Source organism: Citrobacter sp. LST-B2 (assembly GCF_057983045.1).
The window spans coordinates 3,160,514-3,183,412 of sequence record NZ_CP192598.1; the positions used below are offsets into that span (position 1 = coordinate 3,160,514).

Sequence of the window (22,899 nt, forward strand, 5' to 3'; positions counted from 1 at the left end):
GTATTCGGTTAACCCGACATTTCCGTATTTTCACGGGACCAACAAGGGGGAACCCATTGGTCAGTTCCCCCTGTAACCGTTACAGCAATTCAAACGACCCCTGCTTCACGCGGGCAGAATCGACGCCGATAAAGACGTTGAACTTGCCGGGTTCGGCATCGAACTTCATCTGCTGATTCCAGAACTTCAACGCATTGATATCAATCGGGAAACTAACGGCTTGCGTTTCACCAGGTTTCAGGTTCACTTTCTTAAAGCCTTTCAGCTCTTTCACCGGGCGGCTCAGGGAAGCCGTGACGTCCTGCACATACAGCTGGATCACCGTCTCACCTTCACGCTTACCGGTGTTGGTCACCTTCACACTTGCCGTCACGCTGCCGTCGCGTTTCAGGGTTGGCGCAGAGAGCGTCACGTCAGAAACGTCAAACGTGGTGTAACTCAGACCATAACCAAATGGATAGAGCGGACCGTTCGCTTCGTCAAAGTAGCGAGAGGTGTATTTGTTCGGCTTGTCGGCGTTATACGGACGACCGGTGTTGAGGTGGCTGTAATAGGTCGGGATCTGCCCTACCGAACGCGGGAAAGACATGGGCAGTTTGCCCGACGGGTTGTAGTCGCCAAACAGGACGTCGGCGATCGCGTTGCCGCCTTCCGTACCGGCAAACCAGGTTTCCAGAATCGCATCGGCCTGTTGATCTTCTTTCACCAACGCCAGCGGACGACCGTTCATTAGCACCAGCACCAGCGGTTTGCCGGTCGCTTTCAGGGCCGCAATCAGATCGCGCTGGCTCTGTGGCAGCGTGATATCCGTACGGCTTGACGCTTCATGTGCCATGCCCTGCGCCTCACCCACTACGGCGACAACTACGTCAGACTGCTTCGCCGCCTTGACGGCTTCATCAATCATCTCCTGAGGTGAACGTGGATCCACCTTCACCGCCTCTTCGTACTGATTGAGGAAGGTGACAATGTCTTTATCGTTAGTGACGTTGGCCCCATGGGCGTACACCACTTTACCCTTTGTACCGAGAGCATTTTTAATGCCGGTCAGCACCGTGATGGACTGATCGGCAACGCCTGCGGCGGACCAACTGCCCATCACGTCGCGTTTGCTGTCCGCCAGCGGGCCGACAACCGCAATCGTCCCCGATTTTTTCAGCGGCAGCGTGTCGAGGCGGTTTTTCAACAGCACCAGACTTTCACGCGCCACTTCACGCGCCTCTTTCCGGTGCAGACGGCTTTCGGCGTTGGTATCCACCGGATCAGACTCTTTTGCTCCCAGATGGCTGTACGGATCGTTAAACAGCCCCATGTCATATTTCACGTTGAGTACATGCCGCGTCGCGTCATCCAGCTCCGCCATCGTCACTTTGCCGGATTTGATCAGCCCAGGCAGATATTTGCTGTAATACTCGTCGCTCATACTCATGTTAATGCCGGACTTGAGCGCCACGCGGACGGCATCTTCCGGGTCGGAGGCGGTGCCGTGTTTAATCAGCTCTTTGATAGCACCATGGTCAGAAACGGTAATGCCTTTGAAGCCCCACTTGTCGCGCAGAATGTCTTTCAGCAGCCAGGCATCAGAGGTCGCTGGCGTGCCGTTCAATGAGTTCAGCGCCACCATCACCGCGCCGCTGCCTGCATCCAGCCCGGCTTTGTACGGCGGCATGTAGTCGTTAAACAGGCGCTGCGGGCTCATGTCGACGGTGTTGTACTCTTTACCGCCCTCCACGGCGCCGTAGGCGGCGAAGTGCTTAACGCTGGTCATCACCGAATAGCGATCCGCTGGGCTTTTGCCCTGCATCGCTTCCACCATCGTTTTTCCCATGATGGAGGTCAGATACGTATCTTCGCCAAAGCCTTCCGAGGCGCGTCCCCAGCGCGGATCGCGGGAGACATCGACCATCGGCGCCCAGGTCATGTTCAGGCCGTCGTCGGCGGCTTCATACGCCGAGATGCGTCCGACGGTTTTCACCGCGTCGAGGTTAAAAGAGGACGCCAGTCCGAGGCTAATCGGGAAGACGGTACGCTGGCCGTGCAATACGTCGTAGGCAAAAAAGAGAGGGATTTTCAGGCGGCTCAGTTCCATCACCTGATCCTGCATTTTGCGGATATCCTGACGGGTAACGGTGTTAAAAATTGCCCCCACCTGGCCGTCTTTGATCATCTCGCGGATCGCTTCTTTCGGGTTATCCGGACCGACGCTGATTAAACGCAACTGACCAATCTTTTCATCGACAGTCATTTTCGTCAGCAACTGGGTGACAAACGCGTCCCGCGCTTCCGGCGTCAGCGGATGGTTTCCGAACAGCTCCTCCGCCAGCGCGGGTTGCAATGCCAGACTAACTGCGACACCTACAGAACATAGCCATTTCATGTTGATTCTCTCTTCCTCTAAAGCCCGACGTGGCAGCGAAAATATAGCAAAAACCACATTTTGCCATAAGCCTAAACGGCAGCGCGGCAGAAAGCTAAGGTTATTCTCTTAATTTTCAACGCCGCCAATTCAAAGACAGCGTGAATGAGAAAGCGTATTGTCATACAAAGCGCTATGCTTGAACCTGATATTTTGTCCCACCACAAGGAGTGGAAAATGTCTTCCATTACAACAACTGATAATAAAACCTTCCTGAATGAGCTCGCCCGTCTGGTGGGACATTCACACCTGCTTACCGAACCGGCTAAAACCGCCCGCTATCGCAAGGGCTTCCGTTCCGGTCAGGGCGACGCCCTGGCGGTGGTCTTTCCCGGATCGCTGCTGGAACTCTGGCGCGTGCTGAACGCCTGCGTCAACGCCGATAAAATTATCCTGATGCAGGCCGCCAATACCGGCCTGACCGAAGGTTCCACGCCGAACGGCAATGACTATGACCGCGAGATTGTGATTATCAGCACCCTGCGCCTCGACAAACTGCACGTGTTGGGCAAAGGCGAGCAGGTATTGGCGTATCCAGGCACCACGCTGTACTCACTGGAAAAAGCGCTGAAACCCCTGGGGCGTGAACCGCACTCGGTGATTGGCTCATCATGTATCGGCGCGTCGGTCATTGGTGGGATCTGTAATAACTCCGGTGGCTCGCTGGTGCAAAGAGGCCCAGCGTATACCGAAATGTCCCTGTTTGCCCGCATTGATGAAAACGGCAAGCTGCAACTGGTTAACCATTTGGGGATCGATCTGGGACAAACGCCGGAGCAGATCCTGAGTCAATTGGACGATGAGCGGATCAAAGAGGAAAATGTCCGCCACGACGGGCGTCATGCGCATGACCACGACTACGTCACCCGCGTCAGAGACATTGATGCCGACACCCCCGCGCGCTATAACGCTGACCCGGAGCGCCTGTTCGAGTCCTCCGGCTGCGCCGGGAAACTGGCGGTCTTCGCCGTGCGTCTCGACACCTTTGAAGCGGAAAAAAACCAGCAGGTGTTTTACATTGGCACCAACCAACCCGAGGTGCTGACAGCGCTCCGTCGCCATATTCTGTCGACGTTCGACAATCTGCCGGTCGCGGGTGAATACATGCACCGCGATATCTACGACATTGCTGAACAATACGGCAAAGACACCTTCCTGATGATTGACAAGCTCGGCACCGACAAAATGCCGTTCTTCTTCACGCTGAAGGGCCGCACCGATGCGATGCTGGAAAAGGTGAAATTCTTCCGTCCGCACTTTACCGACCGCGCGATGCAAAAGTTTGGTCACTTGTTCCCGAGTCATCTGCCGCCGCGCATGAAAAGCTGGCGCGATAAATATGAACATCATCTGCTGTTAAAAATGGCGGGCGATGGCGTCGCTGAAGCGCAAAACTGGCTCACGGAATTTTTTAAAACCGCAGAAGGCGACTTCTTTGCCTGCACGCCGGAAGAAGGCAGCAAGGCCTTCCTGCACCGCTTTGCAGCCGCTGGCGCAGCGATTCGCTACCAGGCGGTTCATGCTGATGAGGTGGAGGATATTCTGGCGCTGGATATCGCCCTGCGCCGCAATGACACCGAATGGTATGAACATTTGCCGGCGGAAATCGACAGCCAACTGGTACATAAACTCTATTACGGTCACTTTATGTGCTATGTCTTCCACCAGGATTACATCGTGAAGAAAGGCGTGGATGCTCACGCGTTGAAAGAGCAAATGCTGGAACTGCTGCAACAGCGCGGTGCGCAATATCCGGCAGAGCATAACGTCGGGCATCTGTATGAAGCACCGCCCGCGCTGACCCGTTTTTATCGCGAAAATGACCCGACCAATAGTATGAATCCCGGAATAGGCAAGACCAGTAAGCAGAAATTCTGGAAAGTCCCCTCTTCTGATTAACTCCAGTAAACTGCTTAATGGCGCAGGCTGGATTTGCACGAAATATCGTGCAAAAGTAAGCAGATGTACCGGAGTCGTGAGGACTCCGGTTTTCTTCGCAAAGGTGAGAACCATGTCTGTTGCCGATACGCTTTCTGATAACGATATTGCGGTGCGCGACGCGCTGCCCGACGACGTAGAGGCGATCTCCTCGTTATATGCGTGGCATGTGTTGAATGGCCGCGCCTCTTTTGAAGAAACGCCTCCGACGATCGATGAGATGCGCCGACGTATGCGTACGGTCGCGCAGTATGGTCTGCCGTGGCTGGTGGCGCTCTATCGCGGCGTGGTTGTCGGTTATTGCTACGCCACACAATATCGCCCGCGCCCGGCCTATCGCTATACCCTGGAAGAGTCGATTTATGTCGATGCCAGCATGACCGGACGCGGCATTGGCAGCCTGCTGATGCAGACGTTAATCACCCGCTGCGAGGAAGGGCCATGGCGGCAGATGGTGGCGGTAATTGGCGACGGGCATAACAATCCCGGGTCGCTGCGGTTGCATAAAAAACACGGTTTCGAGATTGCCGGACAATTGCGTAGCGTCGGGTATAAGAAAGGAGACTGGCGGGATACGTTGATTATGCAGCGCCCACTCAACGAAGGTGACTGGACGCTGCCGGAGTAATTAATCGTTTTGCGCGGTCTGCTCACCCGCATTGCCGCCCGTTGCAGCCATCTGTGCGGCTTTTTGCTTTTTATAGCTCAATGCCGCCGCCGGAACCGGCATCACTTTCCCGGTTTCGATCCACGTGCGTAAACGACTGGCATCGGCAAAATGGGTGTACTTGCCGAATGCATCCATCACCACCAGCGCCACCGGTTTATTGTTGATTACCGTGCGCATCACCAGGCAATGCCCTGCGGCGTTGGTGAAACCAGTTTTAGTGAGCTGAATATTCCAGTTGTCGCGATACACCAGATGGTTGGTATTGCGAAACGGCAGTGTATACGCCGGGTTGGCGAAGGTCGCCATATCTTCACGCGTGGTGCTCAGTTGTCCAATCAGCGGATACTGCTTGCTGGCGATCAGCAGTTTGGTGAGATCGCGCGCGGTCGACACGTTGTGAATCGACAAACCGGTTGGTTCCACAAAACGCGTCTGGGTCATGCCCAGCGCTTTTGCCTTCGCGTTCATCGCCTTAATAAAGGCGTTATAGCCGCCCGGATAATGGTGCGCCAGGCTTGCTGCGGCCCGGTTTTCCGAGGACATCAGCGCCAGCAGTAACATATCTTTACGGCTGATTTCACTGTTTAGCCGCACGCGAGAGTAGATCCCTTTCATCTCTGGCGTCTGGCTGATATCCACTTTCAGTTTTTCGTTCAGCGGCAGCCGTGCATCAAGCACCACCATCGCCGTCATTAATTTGGTTATCGACGCAATCGGACGCACCAGGTCCGGATGGTTCGAATAGATCACCTTATTGGTGTTCAGATCCACGATCATCGCGCTACCGGAGGCAATCTCAGGTTGAGACGCCGCGGCAGCCGCCGCCGTTTTTGCCAGCGCTTGCGGCGCATAAGGCACAGCCAGCATCAGCGCCAGGCTCAGTATGGAAACTCGGAATTTCAGCATGATGAGATTTCAGAAAATGATTCACGCGTGATGACACGCACCGCCGAAGTCAGGATGGCTCAGGCTAGCAGTGGAATCATAGCGAGCTAATGACCTTGCCGCCAGAAGAGAATCGTCAGGAAAGGCTGCGTTGCTGGCTTTTACACCAGCAACGCAGCACGATAATCAGAACAAGCGATAGCCGTATCCCCAGAGGATGACGGTCAGCGCCAGCAGCACTTCCAGTACCAGTACGCCGATAGCCAGGGTTGAACTGGAGAAGCTCAGCCCTTCGTCCTTATTGATATTCAGGAATGTCGGAATGCCTACATAGAGCAGATAGCCGGTATAGAACAACGCTACCGTCCCGACAAATGCGCAAAGCCACACCAGCGGATACAGCGCCACCAGACCGCTGAGAAACAGCGGCGTCGCCACATAACCGGCAAACACCATACAGTGCGTCAAAGACGGACGCTGCGGATAACTCCGCGCCATCCACCAGATCACGCGCCCCATGATCGCCACGCCCGCCAGCATCACGGCATAGAACAGAACAGCCAGCACCAGGCCCGTAAACAGAGAAAGCTTCAGGACAGTGCCGTCGCCAAAATTCCAGCCGATTTGCGTCGTACCAATGAAGGCACAAATGACCGGGATGGCCGCCATCAAAAGCACATGGTGGGTGTAGTGATGCGAAACCGTTTCGTTCTCGCTGTTGATCACCTGCATTTCACGATTGGGATGAGAAAACAGCCCCCAGACATGGTTCATACCGCCCCCTTGTTGTCAGCTGTGAACCTAACACTTCAAGTATAATTCAGCTTTGCGATTATTTATTGTACAGATAAAGAAATGCCGCCGCGCCTGATGGCCCTTTTTGAGCATCACGAATTCAGAGGGTGTATGCTTACCATTGTGGAGGTCATACATACGTATGGATATAAACAGTCTTATTGCGCAATACGGTTATGCCGCGCTGGTGGTTGGAAGTCTGGCGGAAGGCGAAACCATTACTCTGCTGGGGGGCGTGGCGGCGCATCAGGGATTACTCAAGTTCCCCCTCGTGGTCGTGGCCGTGGCCTTAGGCGGCATGATAGGCGATCAGTTACTTTATCTGCTGGGACGCCGCTTTGGTGGCAGGATCCTGCGCCGCTTTGCTCGTCATCGTGACAAAATTCGTCAGGCGCAGAAGATGATCCAGCGTCGCCCGTATCTGTTCGTGATCGGCACCCGATTTATGTACGGGTTTCGCGTGATTGGCCCGCTGTTGATTGGCGCCAGCCATCTGCCGCCAAAGATTTTTTTACCGCTGAATATCCTTGGCGCGCTGGTCTGGGCGCTGATCTTCACCACCCTGGGTTATGCAGGAGGTGAAGTGGTCGCGCCATGGTTGCATCATCTCGATCAGCATCTCAAACATTGGATCTGGCTGATTCTGGCGGTGGTGCTGGTGATCGGCGTTCGCTGGTGGCTGAAACGCCGCAGCCGTAAACAGGTGGGGTAAGCGGGTTATTCCGGCCTGAACTGGGGATTGGCCAGCATAAATCCCCCATCCACAATAAACGATTGCCCGGTGGTATAACCCGCCTCTTCCGAGCACAGCCAGGCGACCAGACTGGCGATTTCCCGCGTCGACCCAGGTCTTCCCAGCGGGATTGACGGCTCGGTTCCCGGCTTAACGTCACTGTCATCCATATCATTCATCGGCGTGGCTATCGCCCCAGGCGCCACAGCGTTAACCAGAATGTTATGGCGGACCAGCTCAAGCGCCATGGCTTTGGTGAGTCCGCCGAGAGCATGTTTCGCCGCCGTGTAGGCGCTGGCCTCAGGTAACGGGGTATGTTCGTGCACCGAGGTAATATTGATAATGCGCCCCCCCTGTCCCTGCTTCACCATCTGGCGGGCCGCCAGCTGTGAGCAGAGAAACGCCCCATCGACATCGACCGTAAATATCTGCCGCCAGTCGTCAAAGGAAGTCTCCAGGAATGCGGATTTGCTCATCGTTCCCGCGTTATTGACCAGCACATCGATCCGGCCAAAGCGCGCAATCAGATGTTCCAGCGCCTGTGCACCCTGCGGCAGCTGGCTCAGGTCAAGTTGAAGGGTCTCCGCCCGGACGCCATGACTTTCCACCTCACGGGCGGTATCACGCGCTCCCTGCTCGTCTGAATGCCAGGTGATGCCGATATCAAATCCCGCTTTCGCTAACTGAAGGGCGCACGCCTTGCCAATACCTGAATCGGAAGCCGTCACGATTGCTGCTTTTGCCATATCATCCTCCGGTTGCAACAGAACTGAGCCTTAAGTATAGAAACTCTCTTCGAAGCAACCGAAATAATCAGGAATGATGGTAACCGCCGCCGAGCGCGCTGGTAAGCTGGATGGAGGCATCCAGCCACTGTCCCTGCAAAATCAGTCCGTTACTCTGCTCGCGCAGCGCGGGAATTCTGGCCTTGCTAACGAGAGAGCCTGCGATAATCCCGGCGTTATAGCGCGCCTGCGCCAGGCTGACCACTCGATCGGCGTCATGTTCAATCTGCTGCTGATGCTGATTTTTCTGCATCAGCGTCGCCACCTGACTGGCCGTGCGCGCCACGTCATTTACCGCATCAACGACGGCTTTGTTATAACTGGCGATCGACAAATTGTTCTGCGCCTGAGCGATATCAAGGTTGGCATTCAGTCTGCCACTGTCGAAGATCGGCAGCGTCAGGCCCGCGGTCACGCCCATCTGCTGGGCGGAACTGCGGAACAGATCGCTCAGATGCAGCGCATCCTGTTGCAAAAAGGCCATCAGATTGACGTCGGGGTAGAACGCCGCCTTCGCCGCCTCCACGCTGCTCATTGACGATTCGATCACCCAGTGCGCCGCCTGTAAATCCGCTCTGCGCGCCAGTAAGGAGTAGCCCAGCTGCGTCGGTAACTGGCTTTCCACTTTTGGCAGGCTCACCGGATACAGCTTCAGCGCCGCCGACTGCGTGTTGGTCAGCGCGCTCAGACGCGCCTCAATCACCTTCATCTTCCCGGCAACCTCATTCAACTGCTGCTGGGTTTTACTGTCATCGATATCTGTTTCCACGCCTTCAACCGAAGAGGTGATGCCGTTATTGTACAACTGGCGATCGCTAGCAATGATGTTACGCTGTTCCCGTTCAATTTGAGTCAGCAGTTTGCTCAGCGCCGCCTCGGTCTGCCATTCCCAGTAAAGCCGCGTCACGCCGCTGGCTAACAGTTGACGGGTTTGCTCACGCTCGGCTTCCCGCGCTTTCACCGCCCCGATGCGCGCGGTCACTTCCGCGCGGTTCTTGCCCCATAAATCGAGATCCCAACCGGCCGTCAGGCCAAACGTACCGTTGGTGTACCACGGCCCCGTCGTGCCTGCGGCCGGATCGTTCAGGGCAAACGGCCCCATGATGCCTTCCGCGGACATTTTCTGCCGTTCGGCATTGGCGGAGAAATCGACCTGCGGCCCGTCCTGGGCTTCAACGGCTTTAGCCTGCGCTTCGGCCAGTCTGATTCGCTGTTCCGCCACCTGCATATCCGGAGAACGGGAAAGTGCGTTCTTCACTAACTCGTTCAACTGTGCGTCATGATAATCCTGCCACCACTGGCTTCCGGGCCACCCGTTCTTCAACGCTGGCGGCAGCGCCGAATCTACGTGAGAAGCGGGAAGTTGCTGAGTCAGCGTCTGTTGAGTGTCATGCATGGGAGCACATCCCGCGAGCAGAATAACCAGCGGAAAGCCCGCTTTCAGCGCGTGAAAAGAGTAACGAGTCATTAAAATATTCTGATAAGAAAAGGTGCGCGGAGCTTACCCGTTGTTGTGCGCGCTTTTTTAGTTACGCGTGGCATAACATCTTCAGCAATGAAAAGTCACACCTGGCAAAATATATCTAAGCAGAATATATGCAGCTCAATAATATTAAATTTCTATCGACTGGATCGCGCGGGCAATATCCGGTGAATTATTTAACGCGCGGATAGACTGGAAGACGTCCGTGGCTTCTTCATATTCTTTTCGCAAATAGCCCAGCCATTGTTTAATACGTGCGACATGATATAAACCGGTGTCGCCCTGTTTTTCCAGACGGGTATACTTTTTCAGCAGTTCGACAACCTGCGACCATGGCATTCGCGGCTCGTTATACTTCACCACCCGGCTGAGGTTGGGAATGTTCAGTGCCCCGCGGCCAATCATCACCGCGTCACAGCCACTGACGGCCAGGCATTCCTGGGCGCTTTGCCAGTCCCAGATTTCACCATTGGCAACCACCGGAATAGACAGTCGCTCGCGAATTTCGCCAATCGCTTGCCAGTTGATATGTTCCGCCTTATAGCCCTGCTCTTTGGTGCGCCCGTGTACAACCAGTTCACTCGCCCCGGCCTGCTGGACGGCATCTGCAATCTCAAACTTTTTGTCGCCGCTGTCCCAGCCCAGACGCACTTTCACCGTCACCGGCAGATGCGCCGGCACCGCTTCACGCATCGCTTTCGCGCCTTGATAGATGAGTTCCGGGTCCTTCAGCAGCGTCGCACCGCCGCCGCTGCCGTTGACCATTTTTGACGGACACCCGCAGTTAAGATCAACACCGTAAGAACCGAGTTCCACGGCGCGGGCGGCATTTTCCGCCAGCCACTGGGGATACTGCCCTAACAGTTGCACGCGCACTAAGGTGCCGGATGGGGTCCGGCTACCGTTGAGCAGTTCGGGACAGAGTCGATGAAAGACTTTTACTGGCAAGAGTTGATCCACCACGCGCACAAATTCGGTGATGCAAAGATCGTAGTCATTCACTTCCGTCAGAAGTTCGCGCACCAGTGAATCAAGTACGCCTTCCATCGGCGCCAGTAAAACACGCATATCGTTATCCGCAAAAAAAAGAGGCGCTATCATAGCGCCTCTGTGCGATGAGCAAAACCTTTTGCCGGATGACGGCGCAAAGCGCCTGTATTCTCAGCGTGGCAGAAGACAGTTATCTTCTTTCCAGCCGTACAGCCATTCCATGCCGCGATAAAACTCCGCCTGCGATTTACCTTTCCACAACAGGTTTCGCACCTGACGCTCCACGCCTGCTGCGTGATACACGCGCCCCATTTCGCGCGTCGACCAGACGATGCGCGCCGTGCGTGGAATGCGTACCGACTCATACAGCGCAAAGGCTTTCGCCGCATCGCCATCGCACTGCTCCAGCGCTTTACCCAGCGTCACAGCATCTTCCAGCGCCATACAGGCACCCTGCGCCATGTACTGCGCCACCGGGTGCGCGGCATCGCCCACCAGCGTGATGCGCTCAGTGCCCCATTTCTCTACCGGTTCGCGATCGGCGGTTGACCAGCGACGCCAGGTCGTGGGTTTATCCAGCATCTGCCGCGGGCGCGGATGGATCCCGGCGAAATACGACAGCACCTCTTCCTTACTGCCGTCTTTCACACCCCACTCCTCCTGCTGGCGGCTGTGGAAGGTGACGACCAGGTTGTACTGCTTGCCACCGCGCAGCGGGTAGTGCACGAGGTGGCAATGCGGCCCGGCCCAGAGCACTGGCGCGTTAATGCGCAGGTCTTCCGGCATGTCCGCACAGTCAATCACCGCACGGTAAACGACGTGTCCGGTCACGCGCGGCGAATCGCCCAGCAAACTCTGACGCACCACCGACTTCACGCCATCACAACCGACCAGAATATCAGCGGTCCAGCTATTCCCCTGCTCGTCGAACACCGTTACGTCGTCCGCCGTCTGGCGAATGTCGACCACATTGGTCGAGGTCCGGTACTCAACGTTTGGATGAGTCAGTACGGATTCCCAGACGGAAGCGTGAATATCGACCCGGTGGATGACCGCATACGGACCGCCGAAGTGGTCGCGAAAGGCCTGCCCGGTCTCGATGTGCACCACTTCTTCCGCGTTCACGGCATCCATCATGGTAATGTGGTCGGTAAACACCGCACGCTGACGCGCGACGTCGCCGACGCCGAGGCTGTCCAGCGCAGAGAAGGCGTTGGGACCGAGCTGAATGCCCGCGCCGATCTCACCAATTTCATGGGCTTTTTCCAGCAGCATCACTTTGATACCCTGACGCGCCAGCGAAAGCGCGGTGGCTGCCCCGCCAATTCCGCCGCCGACAATAATTGCGCTCGTCACTTTAGCCATTGTCATTCTCCTTCTCAGGCTGAGATTTTATCTTGTTGATTTTCCGGGGCGGCGGCGATGAACGCCGGGAGCTGTGTGCAGGCGTCATACACGGCTTTGCAGCGCGGATAGCCGCTCAGATCGCACCCCATTCTTAACGCATTCGCCCATTGCGGGACCAGACAGCAGTCGGCAAGCGTCGGTGCATTACCCACGCAGAAGTTCTGCGACTGACTCTGACGCAGTAGCTGCTCAACGGCGCTTAACCCCTGCTGGATCCAGTGCGCGTACCAGCGTTTTTTCTCTTCTTCACTGACCTTCAGTTCCTCGCTCAGATAGCGCAGCACCCGCAGGTTATTAACCGGATGAATATCGCAAGCGATGGCATAGACAATCTCCAGCACCTGCGTGCGCGCCGGATCGCTGACGGGCAGCAAGCGTGATTGCGGAAAATGCCGGTCCAGCCAGTCGATAATCGCCAGCGACTGGCCCAGCGCTTCGCCATCATCGGTTACCAGCGTTGGTACCAGCCCCACCGGATTCATCCGCCGGTAGGCCAGTTCATTTTGCTGCCCAATACGGATATTGACGCCCACCGTGTGGTAGTCGATGCCCTTTAATGCCAGCGCGATACGCACGCGGTACGACGCCGAACTGTTAAAAAAACTGTACAGCTTCATACATCACCTCAGACAATCTTCACAGCGATAGGCGTCAGTCCGTCCACGCCTCCGGTGATCACATCCCCTTTCACTACGGCACCCACGCCTTCCGGCGTGCCGGTGAAGATCAGGTCGCCCGGTTGCAGTTCGAAGAAGCCGGACAGATAGCTGATCGTTTCATTTACCGACCAGATTAGATGGCGAATATCGCTGCGCTGATGATCGTCGCCATTCACCTGTAACCAGATGGGCGCAGAGGTGATATCCGCAATTTCATCCGCTTTATGCAGCGGCGCGATGGGCGCAGAGAGATCGAACGCTTTGCCGATTTCCCACGGACGTCCCATCTGACGCATCTCCATCTGGCGATCGCGGCGGGTCATGTCCAGTCCGGTGGCATAGCCCCAGATATACTCATGAGCGTTTTCTAACGGGATATCGCTGCCCTTTTTGCCGATGGCGACCACCAGCTCAATTTCATAGTGATAGTTATCCGTTTGCGCCGGGTATGGCAGCGCTAACGTTTCGCCTACGGCAACCGGCACAATCGCATCGGCAGGCTTACAGAAAAAGAACGGCGGCTCTCGGTCCGGATCAAACCCCATTTCGCGGGCATGGGCGGCGTAGTTACGCCCCACGCAGTACACGCGACGGACGGGGAACTGCGCAACGCTGCCGACAACCGGGACAGTAACGGGGGCCTGTGGTGCAAATACATACTGAGTCATGGTTCTCTCCCAAATTAATAGCGGGCTTCGCGGAACAACCCGAGGGCTTCCTGTACCGGTCGGTCCGAAAAACTGAATAAAACGGTCTCATCGGTGGTTTTGAATGACACGCCGTGCCACGTCGGAACCACAAAAATATCTTTGGCTGAGAAATGGAACGTCTCGTTGCCGACGGTGACATCACCCGCCCCTTCAACCACGTGATAAATGGTGCTGTCAGTGGTACGCGCCACCCGCGAGGTAAAGCCTTTTGGCAACAATTGCAGGAACGTCCCCATCGATGGCATCGGGTAGCCGCCGGTTACCGGGTTGACATAGCGCATTTTGTAGCCATCCCACTCGTCGGCATCGCCCAGACGGGTCAGGTCGTGCAGCGCGTCGCGGCTGCGGTCATAGCGATAGTTGAAAATTGGCGATGAATTGCCTTTCTGATGGCGCAGCGGCAGCATATTGGCGGCATAGCGCGGCAGATAGTCGCCCTCTTTGCGTGAAACCGGCTGCTGATCTTCCGGGTAATCCTCGGCAAAACCACAGCCCAGAATGTTAACCAGCGGCAGATCCAGACCGTCCAGCCAGACGACAGGCTCATCGCCAGGGTTACCGTGATCGTGCCATTGCCACTGCGGGGTCAGAATAAAATCGCCGGTGTGCATCTGGGTGCGTTCACCGTCCACGGCGGTAAATGCCCCTTTCCCTTCCACAATAAAGCGTAACGCCGACTGGTTATGACGATGGCTGGGAGCGACTTCGCCCGGCATGATGAGCTGCAGTCCCGCATAGAGCGTTGACGTAATAGAGGACTGACCGCGCAGCATCGGGTTTTCCAGTACCAGCACGCGACGAATCGCCTCTTTCGCGCCAATCAGGTTGCCGCTTTCCAGCAGCAGCGGACGAATTTCCTGGTAGTTCCAGTATGCTGGCGCACAGGTCGGATTCGGCGTTTGTGGAACCAGATGATGCAGCGATTCCCACAGCGGGGTCAGGTTCTGCCCCGAAATATGCTGGTAAAACTGCTGACGGCTGTTTTTAACATCCTGATTATGGTCTGACATAGGGATTCTCCTTATTCGTTCACGACGCTTGCATGCGGCATAGCATCAGGGACAGAGGCTGACTGGCGGACAACTACCGTAAGTACGGCTAACATCACCGCGCTAATGGCCGCCGGAACAGCGATAATGAAAAACAAGGTGTCGAAAGAGAAATTCATCGCCATCATCACGCCGCCGGAAAGCGAACCGACAATCGCTCCGCAGCGCCCCACCGCGTTGGACCAGCTCACGCCCGTCGCCCGACTCTGGGTGGGATAGAGCGTGGCGGTTAAGGCATTGAGGCCCACCTGCGATCCGCTGATACCTACCCCGGTACCGAAAATCGCCAGCGCCATCAGCCATAAACCGTTTTCGCTCAGGCCAATCATGACAATGCATACCGCTCCCAGCGCGTAGCTCGTAGCCAGCACCCGGAAGGGATTGTGTTTATCCATCAGCACGCCCAATGCCAGCGCGCCGAGCGTACCGCCAATCTGGAACGCCGCCGTCACCCAGGAAGCCTGCTGCAGGTCAATCCCACGATGGTTCAACAGCGTCGGCATCCAGCTCGACAGCAGATAGATGATTAACAGACTCATGAAGAACACCACCCATAACATCAGGGTAATGGGCAACTGGCGGCCAACAAACAGCTGACGAATGCTGCCTTTGGCTATCGCCGCCGCCTCCTGGAGGTAAAACTGGGTATTGTCGTAACGTTCGCCGGTGATCGCGCTGACCGTTCTGGCGATGGTTGCCTGCGGCAACTGGCGACGGACCTGCCAGCGTGGAGATTCCGGCAGGACCGCGAGCAGGACGAAGAACAGCATCAGCGGTAACACGCCGCCGAGGACCAGGATCCCGTGCCAGCCAATAACCGGCACCAGCTGCGCGCTGACAATTCCGCCCATCGCTGAACCGAGCGTAAAGCCACAGAACATCAGGGTGACCAGCGCACCGCGGCGGCGGGCGGGCAAGTATTCAGAGGTCATGGTGATGGTGTTGGGCATGGCACCGCCGAGGCCCAGACCGGTCAGAAAGCGCAGGATAACCAGCGTTTGCAAATCCGGCGAAAAGGCGGAGATCAGGCTCAGCGCACCAAACAACGCCACGCAGAGCTCAATCACCCGTTTGCGACCGAAACGGTCAGACAGCGGTCCGCAAAGTAAGGCGCCGGCGGTAAGTCCTAACAGACCTGCACCAAACAGCGGAGCGAGGTCTCCGGCAGTTAACTGCCAGTGGGTACGAATATCGGGTGCAATAAAGCCAATGGCTGCGGTATCAAAACCATCAAGCATGACCACCAGAAAGCAGCAGATGATCACCCGCCACTGTGTCTTGCTGACAGGAGCAGCATCGATCAGGGCTTGTAGTTCACGTCGTTGAGTCATAGTGAATGCCTCGGTGCAGGTAGGGACAGATGTTGTTTTGTTTTTGGTATGTTACGAGTTTGTAGACTGGGCGATAAAATGTACAATGGCATTTCATGCAGAGACATAACCTGGAGGTTATCGCTGATGGCAAACTGGGCGCAAAAACTGAAGCTGCACCATCTGCAAATGCTGGTGGCGCTGGGCGAACAAGGGAATCTCACGCACGTTGCACGAATGATGAATATCACCCAGCCCGCGCTGTCGAAATGGCTGTCACAGCTCGAAGATGAGATGGGGATCACGCTCTTTGAACGTCACAGTAAAGGCCTGCGCCCATCGGAAGGCGGCAAGTTGCTGCTGCAACACGCCCAGCGCTTAATCAATGACATGGAGCGTTCACAGTATGAAATGGCACGCTTTAAAGAAGGCGGGCTGGTAGGGAGCCTGAAGATTGGCTGCTCGCCAGTGGCGACCGACTGTGTGTCGCAGGCGATCCTTAATCTGCTCGTGGAGATGCCGACGCTGCACCTTAACATTGAAGAAAAGGTCATGACGCCGCTGCTGCACGACCTGCTTGCCGGTTCCGTGGATGTCGTGGTCGGCCGCGTCGGTGGGCGAGCGCTGCAGCTTCCGCTCAATTATCAGGTGCTGTATACCGAACCCGTTTGCTTTGTCGCCCGTCCCCACCATCCATTAGCGAAGTTTGACACCCTGAGCTGGGCCGATCTAGCGCACTGGCGCTGGATCGTCTGGCCGACGGGAACGCCTATCCGCCTGAGCATTGATAACGCGCTGGTCGATAACGGAGTGATGTTGCCGGAGAACACCATCGAGTCGGCATCAATGAACGTCAGTACTAACCTGCTGCAAAGCAGCGATATGATCTCTATCCTTTCTTTACGGCTGGCACAGCGCTATGCCAGCCAGGGACAGCTGGTGATCCTCAACCTGCCGAAGATTGAACAAAAAGGCAGCGTGGGCGTGTTCTGGCGCAATAATGAGACGCCGTCCAGCGCGCTGAGTCGTTTTCTGCAACTGCTGGCACAAGTTTAGCATCACGTATTGGGGATATTGCCCAATGTTCCCGCTGTCTATGTTCAGTATGCTAAGAATTCATGATGTGATCGATAGCACGTTTTAAAGTTTAATTGTATGATGAATCCGTCGCTTCGAGGAATTTCAACATGAGCAAGACACTGAATATCATCTGGCAATACTTACGCGCTTTCGTGCTGATTTATGCCTGTCTGTATGCAGGCATTTTTATTGCGTCCCTGCTGCCTGTCGCCATTTCTGGCAGCATCATCGGGATGCTGATCCTGTTTGTGCTGCTGGCGCTGCAAATTATCCCGGCGAAATGGGTGAATCCTGGCTGCTATGTGCTGATTCGCTATATGGCGCTGTTATTTGTGCCGATTGGCGTCGGCGTGATGCAGTACTTCGATCTGCTGCGCGCGCAGTTTGGCCCGGTGGTGGTGTCGTGTGCGATCAGTACGCTGGTGGTGTTTCTGGTCGTGAGCTGGAGTTCACATCTGGTTCACGGTGAACGGAAAGTGGTGGGTCAGGAAGGATCTAAAGAATGATGTCGTCAATCTGGTGGTCTTTACCGCTGACGCTGGCGGTTTTTTTCGGTGCGCGCAAACTGGCGACACGGTTTAAATTTCCCTTACTGAATCCGCTGCTGGTGGCGATGGTGGTGATTATCCCGTTCCTCCTGCTGACCGGCATCTCCTACGACAGCTATTTTAAAGGTAGCGAAGTGCTGAATGACCTGCTGCAACCGGCGGTCGTGGCGCTGGCCTATCCACTGTATGAACAGCTGCATCAGATTCGCGCCCGCTGGAAGTCAATCATTACTATCTGTTTTGTTGGCAGCGTTGTGGCGATGGTGACCGGCACCACAGTGGCGCTGTTGATGGGCGCCACGCCTGAAATCGCCGCCTCCGTCTTACCGAAATCCGTCACTACGCCGATTGCGATGGCCGTGGGCGGCAGCATCGGCGGCATTCCGGCGGTCAGCGCCGTGTGCGTGATTTTCGTCGGTATACTCGGCGCCGTCTTTGGTCATACCCTGTTAAACGCCATGCGCATTAAAACCAAAGCCGCACGCGGACTGGCGATGGGCACCGCGTCCCACGCCCTCGGCACCGCCCGCTGTGCGGAGCTGGATTATCAGGAAGGCGCATTCAGTTCGCTGGCGCTGGTGATTTGCGGGATTATTACCTCGCTGATCGCCCCGTTCCTGTTTCCGGTTATTCTCGCGGTTGTGGGCTAAAATTTGCGATACGTCGCGCATTTTTAATTTATGTTTCATAAGTTGCATACACAATGAGAATTAGATCACACATATAGCCATAACAGGCCCGTACACTACGATCCCAATACATTGTTATGAGGCAACGCCATGCACCCACGTTTTCACACTGCGTTTAGCCAACTTGCGGACAACCTGCAATCCGCGCTGGCGCCCATTCTGGCAGATACGCATTTCCCCGCGTCGCTGACGGCTGAGCAGGTATCAATGCTTAAAAGCGCAACGGGACTGGACGAAGACGCACTGGCATTCGCGCTGCTGCCGCTGGCGGCGGCCTGCGCCTGTACGCCGTTGTCGAACTTTAACGTTGGCGCAATTGCGCGCGGCGTGAGCGGAACGTGGTATTTCGGCGCCAATATGGAATTCCTCGGCGCGACGATGCAACAAACGGTTCACGCTGAACAAAGCGCCATCAGCCACGCCTGGTTGCGCGGCGAGAAAGGTCTCGCCGCAATCACCGTTAACTACACCCCGTGCGGCCACTGCCGCCAGTTTATGAACGAACTGAACAGCGGGCTGGATCTGCGCATTCATCTGCCCGGTCGGGAACCGCATACGCTGCGCGACTATTTGCCGGATGCGTTTGGGCCGAAAGATCTCGACATCAAAACGCTACTGATGGACGAACAGGATCACGGTTTCGCCCCTCAGGGAGATGCGCTGACGCAAGCGGCCATTGCCGCCGCGAGCCGCAGTCATATGCCGTACAGCCAGTCACCGAGCGGTGTAGCGCTGGAGTGCAAAGATGGACGTATCTTTAGCGGAAGCTATGGCGAAAACGCCGCATTTAACCCGACCATCCCACCGCTACAGGGCGCGCTGATTATGTTGAATCTGAACGGCTATGGTTATGCCGATATTCAGCGTGCGGTGCTGGCGGAAAAAGCCGACGCGCCGCTGATCCAGTGGGATGCCACCGCCGCCACGCTGAAAGCGCTGGGCTGCAGCAACATCGATCGCGTACTTTTGGGCTAATTATCTGATGGCGTCCGCGCACAGGCCGGATAAGGCGTTTTCATCGCTATCCGGTCTAACCACCTGATGGCGCAACGTTTATCAGGCCTACGCTTGTTTCACGTATTGCTGAAAATCCCCCCAATCAGACTACTGTTTCTTGCGCTTCGCCAGCGGGTACAGTAGCCTGATTGAAATTTCATCCAGTGACAGAGTTTTCTTCATGCTAAAGCGCGCCCTCTACAGCCTGTTGGTCCTGATCGGCTTGCTGCTGTTGATCGTGCTGGGCCTTGATCGCTGGATGAGCTGGAAAACTGCCCCCTATATTTACGATGAGCTTCAGGACCTGCCCTACCGCCAGGTTGGCGTGGTGCTCGGCACGGCCAAATATTATCGTACCGGGGTGATCAACCAGTATTATCGCTACCGTATTCAGGGTGCGCTGAACGCCTATAACAGCGGCAAAGTTAACTATCTGCTGCTCAGCGGCGACAACGCCCTGCAAAGCTATAACGAACCGATGACGATGCGCAAAGACCTGATTGCCGCTGGCGTCGATCCTGCCGATATTGTGTTAGATTACGCCGGATTCCGCACGCTCGATTCGATTGTCCGCACCCGTAAAGTCTTTGACACCAATGACTTCATCATCATTACCCAGCGTTTCCACTGCGAACGCGCGCTGTTTATCGCGTTGCATATGGGGATTCAGGCACAGTGCTACGCCGTGCCGTCGCCAAAAGATATGCTGACGGTTCGGGTACGCGAGTTTGGCGCACGTTTTGGCGCGCTGGCCGATCTGTATCTGTTTAAACGTGAACCCCGTTTCCTCGGCCCGTTAGTGCCAATTCCCTCCCTGCATCAGGTTCCCGACGATGCCCAGGGCTATCCGGCCGTAACACCGGAACAATTGCTTGAACTGCAAAAGAGACAAGGAAAATAAGCATGGAAGACAAAACGCTTTTTATCGTGATTGGCGTACTGATGATCGTCGCCTGGACCCTGCGGGAAGGTATTAAAGGGTTACGCTCTGGCGTCGTTGAGAAAACGGTCAAAGGTTCGCAAACGCCGCGCTTAATTCAGCGCGCAGAGGAACCTGGCGCTTACTGGAGCTATATTGGCGTCTACTTTGGCCTTTCGGTCGGCGCGCTGCTTGTCGGCATCTGGTTAGTTTTTATCAAATAAAAAAACCGGCGCAGAGCACGTCTGCACCGGTTTGATTCTGCCCTGAAGGGATTACTTCTTACGCGCGTATTTCAGTGAATCCAGTGCGACCGCAAAGATAATGATGCCGCCCTTGATGATGTACTGCCAGTACGGGTTAACGCCGATGTAGGTCAGACCGTAGTTGATGACGGTAAAGATGATCACACCGGTCACCACGCCGAACACCGTTCCCACCCCACCGCTAAACGACACGCCGCCGACCACGCACGCCGCGATCGCATCCAGTTCGTACATAAAGCCCAGGTTGTTGGTTGCCGAGCCGATACGCCCCGCTTCCAGCAGACCGCCGAAGGCATAGAACACACCGGACAGCGCATAGATCATCAGCAGGTTCAGCGCCACGTTCACGCCTGATACCTTAGCCGCTTCCGGGTTACCGCCGATGGCGAAAATGTTTTTACCGAAGCGGGTTTTATTCCACAGCACCCAGACAAACGCCACGGCGATTAGCGCATAGAACGTGATATACGACAGCCGGAAGCTGCCCAGTGCGATAAAGCCCTGCGCAAAGGTCGAGAAGCCGCTATCAAAGCCCGAAATCGGTGAAGCCCCCACGAAGTCGTAATACAGGGAGTTGATCCCGTAGACGATAATCATCGTGCCGAGCGTCGTAATAAACGGTGTTACGTTCAGGTAAGCAATGATAATCCCGTTCACCAGACCGATGACCGCGCCAATAGCACAGACGATCAGGATAACCAGCGCAATCGGCATGGTCGCCATTTCGGGGAACACTTTATTGGCGTTCTCCATCGACTGTAGCAACGTTGCCGCCACCACCGCCGCCAGACCCACCTGACGACCCGCTGACAGGTCTGTCCCCTGGGTGACAATCAGACCGGCGACGCCCAGTGCAATGATAATACGCACGGAAGACTGGGTCAGAATATTACTTAAGTTAAGCAGACTTAAGAACGTGGGATCCTGGAAAATAATAATGGCCAGCAAGACTAAAAGAACGACGTAAATACCGCCCTCTTTCAGATAAGTAAGAAAACTTTTCTTATTTAACGCACTCATGAGGAGCCCCTGATCTTAAAGGTGCAAAGACGCAAGACGCAGAATTTCGTTTTGCGTTGTCGTTTTTGTATCAACAATTCCAGAAACGAGGCCGTTGCTCATGACCAGAATACGATCCGTTATCCCTAACAATTCCGGCATTTCGGAGGAGATAATAATGATCCCCTTACCTTTTTTCGCCAGTTCCGCAATTAACTGATAAATTTCAAACTTCGCACCGACGTCGATCCCACGGGTGGGTTCGTCGAGCATTAAAATTTCCGGTTGCGTCAGCAGCCAGCGACCAATAACCACTTTCTGCTGGTTACCGCCCGAAAGCGAACCAATTTGCGTCTTGTGACCTGGCGTTTTTACCCGCATAGAGTCAATAACCCATTGGGTATCACTTTTCATTCGTGAGTTATCTAACAGACCCACTTTATTTTTGTAATTCTGAATATTGGAAATTAAGGAGTTAAAACCAATGTCCAGATAAGCATAAATCCCGGTAGAACGACGCTCTTCGGTGACCAGCGCGAAACCGTGGTTAATGGCTTCATTCGCACTGTGGTTATTAATCTTTTTGCCGTGCAGCGTAATGGTGCCCGATGATTTCTCACGGATACCAAACAGCGTTTCAACGATGTCAGTACGCTTAGCGCCGACCAGTCCTGCGATACCGAGGATCTCGCCTTTATGCAAATCAAAGGAAACATCCCGAATAGACGGCTGACGCAGCGAGGTCAGGTTGCGCACTTCAAGAATCACTTCCCCCGGATTGTTGGATTTATCCGGGAATCGCTGGTTCAAGGAACGGCCGACCATCATGGCGATGATCTTGTCCATATCCAGCCCTTCCAGCGGTTGCGTCGCAATCCACTGTCCGTCGCGCAACACGGTAATTTCATCACACAACTGGAAAATTTCTTCCATTTTGTGGGAGATGTAGACAATACCGCAACCGCGTTCTTTCAGCTTGCGAATAATGGTGAACAGATGGTTGACCTCTTTTTCGGTTAACGAAGAGGTCGGTTCATCCATAATCACAATTTTGGCGTTATACGAAAACGCTTTGGCAATTTCAATCATCTGCATTTGCGAGACGGACAATGTTCCGACGCGCGCACGCGGATCGATATCAATATCCAGCTCGTCAAAAATCGCTTTGGTATCGCGGTACATTTTATCCTGATCGACAAACATGCCTTTGGTGGGATAACGCCCCAGCCACATGTTGTCCATAACAGAACGTTGTAATACCAGGTTTAATTCCTGGTGTACCATTGAAATACCATTCTCCAGCGCTTCTTTGGCTGAATGAAAATCGATTTCTTTACCCTGAAATAATATGCTGCCAGAATCTTTTTGATAGATCCCAAAAAGACATTTTAATAGTGTCGACTTTCCTGCGCCATTCTCTCCCATTAATGCATGAATCGAATGTGGGCGGACTTTTAAATTAACATTATCAAGTGCCTTAACGCCGGGAAAAGACTTGTTGATGCCGCTCATTTCCAACAAGAATTCGCCTGACGGCTGAGTAGTTGTGCTGACCATAATTATACCTTGTTG

Annotated in this window: 22 protein-coding genes; 9 read left to right on the forward strand and 13 right to left on the reverse strand. The window is 55.1% G+C overall.

What is annotated here, in order from left to right; genetic code table 11:
* Positions 1-79: 79 nt before the first annotated feature.
* A complete protein-coding gene (gene bglX, locus ACQ0PY_RS15330) occupies positions 80-2,377 on the reverse strand; it encodes a beta-glucosidase BglX (RefSeq protein ID WP_090049707.1) in 2,298 nt (765 codons plus the stop codon).
* Positions 2,378-2,593: 216 nt separating this feature from the next.
* Here bglX and dld point away from each other — a divergent pair, with 216 nt between their 5' ends.
* Together dld and ACQ0PY_RS15340 are read left to right on the forward strand one after the other, a co-directional pair.
* Positions 2,594-4,315 carry a D-lactate dehydrogenase gene (dld, locus tag ACQ0PY_RS15335; RefSeq protein WP_044258660.1) on the forward strand — a complete coding sequence of 574 codons (1,722 nt, stop codon included), beginning with the start codon at positions 2,594-2,596 and terminating at the stop codon, positions 4,313-4,315.
* 112 nt (positions 4,316-4,427) lie between these two features.
* Positions 4,428-4,982, forward strand: a complete 555-nt coding sequence (locus ACQ0PY_RS15340) for a GNAT family N-acetyltransferase (RefSeq protein WP_043000144.1) — start codon at positions 4,428-4,430, stop codon at positions 4,980-4,982.
* Here the strand turns inward: ACQ0PY_RS15340 and pbpG are convergent, their stop codons facing one another.
* Positions 4,983-5,930: a D-alanyl-D-alanine endopeptidase gene (gene pbpG, locus ACQ0PY_RS15345; RefSeq protein ID WP_054176006.1), complete on the reverse strand. Its 948-nt coding sequence runs from the start codon at positions 5,928-5,930 to the stop codon at positions 4,983-4,985.
* Positions 5,931-6,095: 165 nt separating this feature from the next.
* Positions 6,096-6,683 carry a Yip1 family protein gene (locus ACQ0PY_RS15350; protein ID WP_043000142.1) on the reverse strand — a complete coding sequence of 196 codons (588 nt, stop codon included), beginning with the start codon at positions 6,681-6,683 and terminating at the stop codon, positions 6,096-6,098.
* A 163-nt stretch (positions 6,684-6,846) separates the two neighbouring features.
* On the opposite strand from ACQ0PY_RS15350, the gene ACQ0PY_RS15355 reads away from it, so the two are divergent.
* On the forward strand, positions 6,847-7,416 hold the full coding sequence (locus ACQ0PY_RS15355; protein ID WP_043000141.1) for a DedA family protein: 570 nt from the start codon (positions 6,847-6,849) through the stop codon (positions 7,414-7,416).
* Between the two features lie 5 nt (positions 7,417-7,421).
* Here ACQ0PY_RS15355 and ACQ0PY_RS15360 read toward each other — a convergent pair whose 3' ends face one another.
* The 8 genes from ACQ0PY_RS15360 to mhbT all read right to left on the reverse strand — a co-directional run bounded on the left by ACQ0PY_RS15360 (position 7,422) and on the right by mhbT (position 15,851).
* Complete coding sequence (locus tag ACQ0PY_RS15360) at positions 7,422-8,183, reverse strand: SDR family oxidoreductase (protein WP_044258656.1); 762 nt, start codon at positions 8,181-8,183, stop codon at positions 7,422-7,424.
* Positions 8,184-8,250: 67 nt separating this feature from the next.
* Entirely contained in the window at positions 8,251-9,690 is a 1,440-nt protein-coding gene (gene mdtQ / locus ACQ0PY_RS15365; protein WP_109740401.1) for a multidrug resistance outer membrane protein MdtQ, read from the reverse strand.
* Positions 9,691-9,834: 144 nt separating this feature from the next.
* Positions 9,835-10,773: a tRNA dihydrouridine(16) synthase DusC gene (gene dusC, locus ACQ0PY_RS15370; RefSeq protein ID WP_099433341.1), complete on the reverse strand. Its 939-nt coding sequence runs from the start codon at positions 10,771-10,773 to the stop codon at positions 9,835-9,837.
* 93 nt (positions 10,774-10,866) lie between these two features.
* Entirely contained in the window at positions 10,867-12,060 is a 1,194-nt protein-coding gene (locus ACQ0PY_RS15375; protein WP_043000137.1) for a 3-hydroxybenzoate 6-monooxygenase, read from the reverse strand.
* A gap of 14 nt (positions 12,061-12,074) precedes the next feature.
* Complete coding sequence (gene maiA, locus ACQ0PY_RS15380) at positions 12,075-12,719, reverse strand: maleylacetoacetate isomerase (protein ID WP_043000136.1); 645 nt, start codon at positions 12,717-12,719, stop codon at positions 12,075-12,077.
* Positions 12,720-12,727: 8 nt separating this feature from the next.
* A complete protein-coding gene (locus ACQ0PY_RS15385) occupies positions 12,728-13,429 on the reverse strand; it encodes a fumarylacetoacetate hydrolase family protein (RefSeq protein WP_109740402.1) in 702 nt (233 codons plus the stop codon).
* A 14-nt stretch (positions 13,430-13,443) separates the two neighbouring features.
* Positions 13,444-14,481, reverse strand: a complete 1,038-nt coding sequence (gene gtdA, locus ACQ0PY_RS15390; RefSeq protein WP_043000134.1) for a gentisate 1,2-dioxygenase — start codon at positions 14,479-14,481, stop codon at positions 13,444-13,446.
* Positions 14,482-14,492: 11 nt separating this feature from the next.
* On the reverse strand, positions 14,493-15,851 hold the full coding sequence (gene mhbT, locus ACQ0PY_RS15395) for a 3-hydroxybenzoate transporter MhbT (RefSeq protein ID WP_043000133.1): 1,359 nt from the start codon (positions 15,849-15,851) through the stop codon (positions 14,493-14,495).
* Between the two features lie 126 nt (positions 15,852-15,977).
* Here mhbT and ACQ0PY_RS15400 point away from each other — a divergent pair, with 126 nt between their 5' ends.
* The 6 genes from ACQ0PY_RS15400 to ACQ0PY_RS15425 all read left to right on the forward strand — a co-directional run bounded on the left by ACQ0PY_RS15400 (position 15,978) and on the right by ACQ0PY_RS15425 (position 20,286).
* Positions 15,978-16,886 (forward strand): LysR family transcriptional regulator, encoded by a 909-nt coding sequence (locus ACQ0PY_RS15400; protein WP_042317990.1) that lies wholly within the window; start codon positions 15,978-15,980, stop codon positions 16,884-16,886.
* Between the two features lie 131 nt (positions 16,887-17,017).
* The gene (locus tag ACQ0PY_RS15405) at positions 17,018-17,416 is read left to right on the forward strand and encodes a CidA/LrgA family protein (RefSeq protein WP_043000132.1); all 399 of its coding nucleotides are present in this window, start codon (positions 17,018-17,020) and stop codon (positions 17,414-17,416) included.
* Positions 17,413-18,108 (forward strand): CidB/LrgB family autolysis modulator, encoded by a 696-nt coding sequence (locus ACQ0PY_RS15410; protein WP_044258648.1) that lies wholly within the window; start codon positions 17,413-17,415, stop codon positions 18,106-18,108. Before ACQ0PY_RS15405 ends, ACQ0PY_RS15410 begins: the two co-directional genes overlap by 4 nt.
* 129 nt (positions 18,109-18,237) lie before the next feature.
* Complete coding sequence (gene cdd / locus ACQ0PY_RS15415) at positions 18,238-19,122, forward strand: cytidine deaminase (RefSeq protein WP_043000130.1); 885 nt, start codon at positions 18,238-18,240, stop codon at positions 19,120-19,122.
* Positions 19,123-19,324: 202 nt separating this feature from the next.
* Entirely contained in the window at positions 19,325-20,044 is a 720-nt protein-coding gene (gene sanA, locus ACQ0PY_RS15420; RefSeq protein ID WP_043000129.1) for an outer membrane permeability protein SanA, read from the forward strand.
* Positions 20,045-20,046: 2 nt separating this feature from the next.
* Positions 20,047-20,286, forward strand: a complete 240-nt coding sequence (locus ACQ0PY_RS15425; RefSeq protein ID WP_043000128.1) for a DUF2542 family protein — start codon at positions 20,047-20,049, stop codon at positions 20,284-20,286.
* A gap of 51 nt (positions 20,287-20,337) precedes the next feature.
* On the opposite strand, the gene mglC is transcribed toward ACQ0PY_RS15425, so the two are convergent.
* Positions 20,338-21,348, reverse strand: coding sequence for a galactose/methyl galactoside ABC transporter permease MglC (mglC, locus tag ACQ0PY_RS15430; protein WP_043000126.1), 1,011 nt, complete (start codon positions 21,346-21,348; stop codon positions 20,338-20,340).
* Between the two features lie 15 nt (positions 21,349-21,363).
* Positions 21,364-22,884, reverse strand: a complete 1,521-nt coding sequence (gene mglA, locus ACQ0PY_RS15435; RefSeq protein ID WP_043000125.1) for a galactose/methyl galactoside ABC transporter ATP-binding protein MglA — start codon at positions 22,882-22,884, stop codon at positions 21,364-21,366.
* Positions 22,885-22,899: the final 15 nt, after the last annotated feature.

What these genes read in the sequence shown, in the direction of transcription:
- maiA (WP_043000136.1), bottom strand. Translation starts at nt 12,719, where the DNA reads ATGAAGCTGTACAGTTTTTTTAACAGTTCGGCGTCGTACCGCGTGCGT.
- ACQ0PY_RS15350 (WP_043000142.1), bottom strand. Translation starts at nt 6,683, where the DNA reads ATGAACCATGTCTGGGGGCTGTTTTCTCATCCCAATCGTGAAATGCAG.
- mglA (WP_043000125.1), bottom strand. Translation starts at nt 22,884, where the DNA reads ATGGTCAGCACAACTACTCAGCCGTCAGGCGAATTCTTGTTGGAAATG.
- ACQ0PY_RS15405 (WP_043000132.1), top strand. Translation starts at nt 17,018, where the DNA reads ATGAGCAAGACACTGAATATCATCTGGCAATACTTACGCGCTTTCGTG.
- cdd (WP_043000130.1), top strand. Translation starts at nt 18,238, where the DNA reads ATGCACCCACGTTTTCACACTGCGTTTAGCCAACTTGCGGACAACCTG.
- mdtQ (WP_109740401.1), bottom strand. Translation starts at nt 9,690, where the DNA reads ATGACTCGTTACTCTTTTCACGCGCTGAAAGCGGGCTTTCCGCTGGTT.
- ACQ0PY_RS15375 (WP_043000137.1), bottom strand. Translation starts at nt 12,060, where the DNA reads ATGGCTAAAGTGACGAGCGCAATTATTGTCGGCGGCGGAATTGGCGGG.
- ACQ0PY_RS15410 (WP_044258648.1), top strand. Translation starts at nt 17,413, where the DNA reads ATGATGTCGTCAATCTGGTGGTCTTTACCGCTGACGCTGGCGGTTTTT.
- ACQ0PY_RS15400 (WP_042317990.1), top strand. Translation starts at nt 15,978, where the DNA reads ATGGCAAACTGGGCGCAAAAACTGAAGCTGCACCATCTGCAAATGCTG.
- ACQ0PY_RS15360 (WP_044258656.1), bottom strand. Translation starts at nt 8,183, where the DNA reads ATGGCAAAAGCAGCAATCGTGACGGCTTCCGATTCAGGTATTGGCAAG.
- bglX (WP_090049707.1), bottom strand. Translation starts at nt 2,377, where the DNA reads ATGAAATGGCTATGTTCTGTAGGTGTCGCAGTTAGTCTGGCATTGCAA.
- pbpG (WP_054176006.1), bottom strand. Translation starts at nt 5,930, where the DNA reads ATGCTGAAATTCCGAGTTTCCATACTGAGCCTGGCGCTGATGCTGGCT.
- ACQ0PY_RS15340 (WP_043000144.1), top strand. Translation starts at nt 4,428, where the DNA reads ATGTCTGTTGCCGATACGCTTTCTGATAACGATATTGCGGTGCGCGAC.
- sanA (WP_043000129.1), top strand. Translation starts at nt 19,325, where the DNA reads ATGCTAAAGCGCGCCCTCTACAGCCTGTTGGTCCTGATCGGCTTGCTG.
- mhbT (WP_043000133.1), bottom strand. Translation starts at nt 15,851, where the DNA reads ATGACTCAACGACGTGAACTACAAGCCCTGATCGATGCTGCTCCTGTC.
- dusC (WP_099433341.1), bottom strand. Translation starts at nt 10,773, where the DNA reads ATGCGTGTTTTACTGGCGCCGATGGAAGGCGTACTTGATTCACTGGTG.
- mglC (WP_043000126.1), bottom strand. Translation starts at nt 21,348, where the DNA reads ATGAGTGCGTTAAATAAGAAAAGTTTTCTTACTTATCTGAAAGAGGGC.
- ACQ0PY_RS15355 (WP_043000141.1), top strand. Translation starts at nt 6,847, where the DNA reads ATGGATATAAACAGTCTTATTGCGCAATACGGTTATGCCGCGCTGGTG.
- gtdA (WP_043000134.1), bottom strand. Translation starts at nt 14,481, where the DNA reads ATGTCAGACCATAATCAGGATGTTAAAAACAGCCGTCAGCAGTTTTAC.
- dld (WP_044258660.1), top strand. Translation starts at nt 2,594, where the DNA reads ATGTCTTCCATTACAACAACTGATAATAAAACCTTCCTGAATGAGCTC.
- ACQ0PY_RS15425 (WP_043000128.1), top strand. Translation starts at nt 20,047, where the DNA reads ATGGAAGACAAAACGCTTTTTATCGTGATTGGCGTACTGATGATCGTC.
- ACQ0PY_RS15385 (WP_109740402.1), bottom strand. Translation starts at nt 13,429, where the DNA reads ATGACTCAGTATGTATTTGCACCACAGGCCCCCGTTACTGTCCCGGTT.